The organism is Methanobrevibacter sp. (assembly GCF_017468685.1).
In the GTDB taxonomy this organism is placed as follows: domain Archaea; phylum Methanobacteriota; class Methanobacteria; order Methanobacteriales; family Methanobacteriaceae; genus Methanocatella.
Map to the genome: position 1 here is coordinate 23,724 of NZ_JAFUHT010000050.1, position 6,456 is coordinate 30,179.

The 6,456-nt window shown below is 32.0% G+C and carries 5 protein-coding genes; 3 read left to right on the forward strand and 2 right to left on the reverse strand.

Annotated elements, in window-relative coordinates; all coding sequences use genetic code 11:
- Nucleotides 1-313: 313 nt before the first annotated feature.
- Entirely contained in the window at nt 314-1,738 is a 1,425-nt protein-coding gene (locus IJ258_RS06820; RefSeq protein ID WP_394355655.1) for an MFS transporter, read from the reverse strand.
- Between the two features lie 352 nt (nt 1,739-2,090).
- On the opposite strand from IJ258_RS06820, the gene IJ258_RS06825 reads away from it, so the two are divergent.
- Together IJ258_RS06825 and IJ258_RS06830 are read left to right on the forward strand one after the other, a co-directional pair.
- Nucleotides 2,091-2,696 (forward strand): TetR/AcrR family transcriptional regulator, encoded by a 606-nt coding sequence (locus IJ258_RS06825; RefSeq protein ID WP_292804837.1) that lies wholly within the window; start codon nt 2,091-2,093, stop codon nt 2,694-2,696.
- A gap of 28 nt (nt 2,697-2,724) precedes the next feature.
- Nucleotides 2,725-3,333 carry a TetR/AcrR family transcriptional regulator gene (locus tag IJ258_RS06830; protein ID WP_292804840.1) on the forward strand — a complete coding sequence of 203 codons (609 nt, stop codon included), beginning with the start codon at nt 2,725-2,727 and terminating at the stop codon, nt 3,331-3,333.
- 74 nt (nt 3,334-3,407) lie between these two features.
- Here the strand turns inward: IJ258_RS06830 and IJ258_RS06835 are convergent, their stop codons facing one another.
- Nucleotides 3,408-6,059 (reverse strand): right-handed parallel beta-helix repeat-containing protein, encoded by a 2,652-nt coding sequence (locus IJ258_RS06835; protein ID WP_292804843.1) that lies wholly within the window; start codon nt 6,057-6,059, stop codon nt 3,408-3,410.
- A 193-nt stretch (nt 6,060-6,252) separates the two neighbouring features.
- Between IJ258_RS06835 and IJ258_RS11950 the strand changes: the two genes are divergently transcribed.
- Nucleotides 6,253-6,456: helix-turn-helix domain-containing protein (locus tag IJ258_RS11950; RefSeq protein ID WP_366514575.1), on the forward strand; the 204-nt coding region annotated here is incomplete at its 3' end.

Consider the following 6,456-nt stretch of genomic DNA (forward strand, 5'->3'; position numbering starts at 1 on the left):
TTTTTTATTTTGTATTTTCAATTTTAAGTATGATTTTAATTGGACGTTTTTTTTGTTTAAATGAGTATTGTATTAGTTTTTCACTAATTTTAAGTAGGTTATGTAGATGAGGGTTTAATTTTTTAGACCTGGTTTTGTTGTTTTTTAATCTATAAATTATTTATTGAGGTTTCATGTAAAAATAGGAAATTTAACTAAAAATTATTAAACATCCCCGACCAAGAGGTCGGGGGAGTGTTTTGCATATTATGGATTAAAACTTTTTAAAATAAATATAAGCAATCAAAAGATTGCTTATTTAACTTTTATTCGCTTATTGTTTTTTTGGTTGTAACCGCAACGTTGCAATAAATACAATTGCCAGCAGAATAGCTGTCACAATCATTACGAATCCCATAGCTTCCTGAATAATGGTATCTACAGCTTTTACAGTAGTACTGTCTTGTGTAATATTATCAGTACCTGCTGCTTGGAGGTAATTTGCTGCATCATCAAAGAATTGTGCATCACCTGAATGTTCAGGTGCGTACATGTCGATTGCAGTGGAAAGACCTCCCATAACTCCAAGAATTAAAATTACACCAATAATTGCTGTACCCATTGATTCACCTAATGTCTGGGTGGTTGTAAGAACACCAGATGCGTTGTTTTCATTTTCTTTAGGAATATTGGCTAATGAAATATCTGTACTTAAAGACATTACGAAACCAAGTCCAGCACCCAATACAAACAAGCCAGGCATTAAATCATACATTGATGTGTCCAATCTGAATTGATAGCTTAAAATCACACATCCAATGATTGCGATTAAAGATCCTAATGCTATTAAGTTCTTATGACCAACTTTAGTGGATAAACTTGGAGCTGCTATTGCAAATATAAGCAGACCTATAGTCATCGGTAGTGTGGTCAAACCTGTATTTAATGCGTTTAATTGCATTACACTTTGCAGGAACAAGGAAACAGCAAACAATGCTCCTCCCATTGCAAGACAACCAATTAATCTAATGATTGCTCCTACACGTAAATTTCTGTCTTTGAATAATCCCATATCAAGTAATGGTACTTTACCATTGCTTTTTCTTCTGCTTTCAAACCATGCAAATGCTGCTAAGATAATTAAACCTGCAACGATTACCATTATACTGGTTGAGGTATCTTTTGTTAGCATTAAAATACCCCATACGAACAATACAAGTCCTATTAATGAAATTATAGCACCAGTAATATCCAAATCGCTTCTGGATTCGGTAGGTTCGAAATTAGGTATTTTACTTTGCATTATTAAAATAAATATAACGAATATTAATTCAACTGCGAATCCCCATCTCCAACTGAAAAATGTTGTCATAATCCCTCCGAAGAGTGGACCGACAGCAGCGGAAATGGAAACCATTACACTTTCAATTGCCAAAGCAAATGTACGTTGTTCACCCTGATATATTCCACTAATAAGGGAAACAGTAGCAGGTGTCATTAATGCTCCTGCAATACCTTCAATTAATGCCCATCCAATAAATAAGACTCCTGTACTCCAACTTATTGCTGCAGTAAATGTACCGACACCATATAATATAGTACCGATTATGAACAGTTTCTTTTTACCGACTATGTCCTGAAGTTTTGTACTCAGGAGCATAAACGCAGCAGTAATCAGAGTATAAAAGGACATGATCAATTGAATGGTACTAACATCAGTATGCAGGTCAACTACAACCTTAGAAATACTAACATTCATGAATGTAGCATCCAATGTTATAATAAATGAAGCACAAGCCACTAATACTAATGGAATCCATGAGTGTTGCTTAATAGTTTCATTCATTTTCCTTAAAATCCTCCATATAAATATAAAATTTTTAAGAAAATATTAACAAATAATGTTGATTTAGATGTCTAATATTTTTCTTGTTAATATTTTTCCTTTTATTGTTTTATAAAGTTTTTTGTTGTTTAATGAACAAAAACTGTAAAGTTATTTTTAATTTTTCAATATATCAGAACGTTTGTTCACTATATTAATTTTCAGACCAACAGAACGTTTGTTCTCTATATGATTTAATAACTATAAAATATAAATTATTCAATGTATGAATACAAAAAAGTTAATTTTAGAAAATACTTTAAAATTAATGATTGAAAAGCAAAATTCCATCGTTTCAGTTAGAGAAATAAGTGTCGCTACTGGAATTACTATCGGTGGAATTTATCACTATTTTTCAAATAAAGAAGAGATATATGATGAAATTACTAAAAGATACTTTATAAATTATATCAAATTCGACATGGACAAACTCCGAGAGATAAAGGGTAATTCAAAGGAGAAAATCCATGATGCTATGGCTGAAATGTTTAAACAAAAGCAAAATGGAATAGAAATTGAAACTATTGATGATGTGGATTACAGGATTATAGGGGATGTTTTAACTTCAAAGGGTTTCACTTATGAAAATTCTCAAGAGATCTGCAAAGATGTCATAAAAGAGTTGAAAGAATTCTTCACTGAGCTTATTGATGAAGGTCAAGAAAATAGACAAATCCGGCAAGACCTCCCAACAGAAGACATTGTAAAGTCCTTAATCAACATGTACCTGGGAATTCAATATCAATGGGATATATATTGGATTGATGATATGATTTCAGCCTTTGAAGACAATTTTGATTTAGAATGGGAAAAGATAAGATTCAGAGAATAATTAATAATAAAAAACATGTTGTGGTTAGATGAACACTAAAGAATTGATTCTCGAAAAAACGTTGAAATTAATATTGGAGAAAGGTGCAATTGATATTTCAATCAGTGAAATTCGAAATGCTACAAAATTGACAACCGGCGGTATATATTATCATTTTTCAGATAAAACTGATCTATTTGAAGCAATTCTGCAAAAGTATATGGTGGATTATATTAAAATTGATTTTGATGAAATCATCCTTGAAGGTTCCTCAAAGAACAGAATCCATGATACATTGCTTTATATTTTACATCACTTCATAGAGGGTGTGGAAATTGAAAGTATTAATGAAAAAATCAATTATCGGGATGTAATAATTCTTTTAACTGCAGCAGGCTATGCTGAAGATGATGTTAACGGCATAGTTTCACAAACCGGAAACGATATTAGAATATTTTTAACAGATCTTGTTGAAGATGGCAAAAGGAAACATGAAATCAGGCAAGACTTCTCAACTGAAAACATTGTCGAATCATTGGTTATATTGTTTATGGGAATTCAATATGAATGGTTACTTTTTGCAAATGATAATACTGATTTCATTTTTGAGAAAAACTTTGATATGACTTGGCAGGTAATCGAATACCAAAATCAGTAATCTCTGACAATTAAAAAATGTTGTGAATTATTTTAAAAAAAGTAGTCTAAAGGGAATTAAATCCCTTATTGACATTATTTTACTTTGATTTTGAAGGTAATTTTTTTAAAGGCAGATGCTTTGTAGTTTCCATTACCTTTTGCTTTGATTTTTATTTTAACTTTGTATGTTCCTTTTTTAAGTCCTTTTTTTATTGTGATTTTTCCGGTTTTTTTGTTTATGGTGATTTTCTTGTTTCCTTTGATTTTTTTATAGGTTAAGGTGCCCTGGCCCTTTTTGGTGAACTTGACCACTTTAGTCACTTTAAGTTTTAGAGTTTTCTTTTTAAGTTTAGAAAATTTGACTTTAATGGCTTTGGCTTTGATTTTTAAAGGATTTGCAGCCTTGTTAACAGTTACCTTAATAGCATTAGATGATTTTAGATAAAAATCATTGCCGTTGAATGTTATTTTAGCAGTATATGTTTTGGCAGCCAATGGTTTTGTTGGTATTCTGATTTGACCGTTTTTATCTGTGATGTATGTTTTAACACTGCCCAAGTCAACAGTTATTCCCTCACTGCTTAACGGGTTACCGTAAACATCATTTAATGTGATTATCAGATACTTGTTAACATTATAAGTAGTAGTTACCGGATTAGTGAATAATTTTGTTTCAATCTTATTGAGAGTTATAGTTGCATTGCTGATTGTTACATTATCCAATCCCTCAAATGATGCATTGACTTCAAATTCACCACAATTATCAAATGTATGTAAAACCCACCATGTTCCATTGCCTGCATAATTTGCAACAAGAGGGGCACTGTTTGTGATAATGAATAATAATTTGCCATTTATGACTTCATTTGGAATGTTGGATTTTGCAGTGATGTTCACTGCTCTGCTGTCGGTTGTCTGGGATATGATATTCACATTGAATTTAGTGTTGTTTGAGATTGTTTTTACCGCTTCAATGTAGTAAGAATCTGCATCATGGCGAACGCCAATGAAATAATTGTCACCAACACTTATGTTCAGAATGGTCATACCGTTCTTATCAGTGACTTTAACATCACTTAAAACAATTTCATCATTAACAACTACATTGACAGTGATATTTTGGCCAGCTTCCTTAAAGGATCTGGATGGAGTTGCAGGTAAACTGCCTGTGTTTGTGATTCCATTTGCACTCCAATAGGTCACATTAGTGAATATAACTTCAGCATTATTTCTGGAATAGATTGCATTTAAAAGGTTATCTTTGCCTGTGAAAGTAATTGTAATGTTGTTTTCATTTATTATTACTTCCAAATCTTCTGAGTTTGCTCTATTATTTAAGAAAGTAGAATTGTAAATAGCTTTAATGGCTGAAGTACCAAAGAAGTAAATTGCAGAACCTGAAGTTGCATTATTGCCGGTAAAATTACAATTTGCTACAGTGCCTGCAGTTTCAAAGTAAATTGCACCACCAAGGTTTGTTGCAGAGTTATCAGTGAAATTACAATTTGCTACATTTCCTCGATTATAGAAGTAAACCGCACCTCCTTTACAAGTGGAATGGGTTGCTTTGTTATTGGTAAAATTACAATTTGTCACATTGCCTGCACGATCAAAGTAAATCGCACCTCCTCTTAAACCTGCAGTGTTACTATTGAAATTGCAATTTTCAACACTGCCTGAATACATGTTGATTGCACCACCATTACCATTAGAATCATTCGCCGTGTTATTGGTAAAATTACAATTTATTGCAGTACTGGGACTGGTAGTTGAGGAGAAATAAATGGCACCGCCCTTTAAACGACCGGAATTGCTATTAAAATTACAGTTTTCAACTTTTCCTGAATACTTAGTGCTACTAAAGAAAATGGCTCCTCCACCGTATGTTGCAGAGTTATTGGTAAAATTACAATTTGTCACATTACCGGAGTCCATCCTTATGGCACCACCTCTACTTGTGGCTCCTATTACTCGGTTACCTGTAAAAGTACAGTTTTCAACAGTTCCATTAGTGTTAAAGTAAACTGCACCTCCATAACCTCTGGCACTGGTTACCTTATTATCAATAAAAGTGCAGTTTGACAGATTACCTTTATTTTCAAAGTAAATTGCACCACCATACATGTTCGCAGAGTTATTAATGAAGTTACACTTTTCAATCCTGCCAGAACTCATTGTGATAGCACCACCATACCTATTATCGCCATTCACCATGTTATCTGTAAAATTACAATCGGTCACAGTACCAGACTTTTCAAAGTGAACCGCACCGCCTTGATTTGTTGTGTTACCATTTATGAAATGTATATTTTTCAGTATTACATTTTCTGCTGTTATTTTGAATATTCTTGATTTTCCCTGTGCATCGATTTTATGGCCTTGCCCATCAATTGTCAGGGTTTTGTCAATAAGGATTCCATCTGTAGCAAAACCGTCATCATATTCATAATTTTTAGTTAATGTTAATGTTGAACCGGATGCTGATTGAGTAATATTAGCCTGCAGTTCGGTGAAGGTTCCACCATTTCCTTCGTTTATATGTTCATCATTTCCTAAAACATTACTGTCATTAGATACAGAAAGGGTATCTGAACTTGAATCTAATGCAAGTTTTTCATTAACTATGTCAGTTGATTCATCAATAGATGCAATATCTGCATCATTTGCATCAACTGCGCTTGCTGAAGTGATGAATACAATCAAGAATGCTGATAAAACAACCAGTAAATGCTTTTTAGATTTCATTTTCATTCTCCATATTCTATTGAAATTTTAAGAATAATATTGCTAATATAATTATGTAGTCAATATTTTCTCACTATATATTTTTCCTTTTCATTGTTTTATAAAATTTTTGTTGTTTGTTGAACAAAAACTATGAATCAAGTTGAATATATTCTATATAACAGAACGTTCGTTCCCTATATTAATTTTCAACATGCAAAACGTTCATTTTCTACATTATTTAATAACTATAAACTCTATAATTATTAAATGCATAAATACAAAAAAATTAATTTTAGAAAATACTTTAAAATTAATGATAGAAAATGAAAACTCTATCGTTTCAATTAGACAAATCAGTGAGGCATCAGGAATTGCTATCGGTGGAATTTATCACTATTTTTCAAATAAAGAAGAG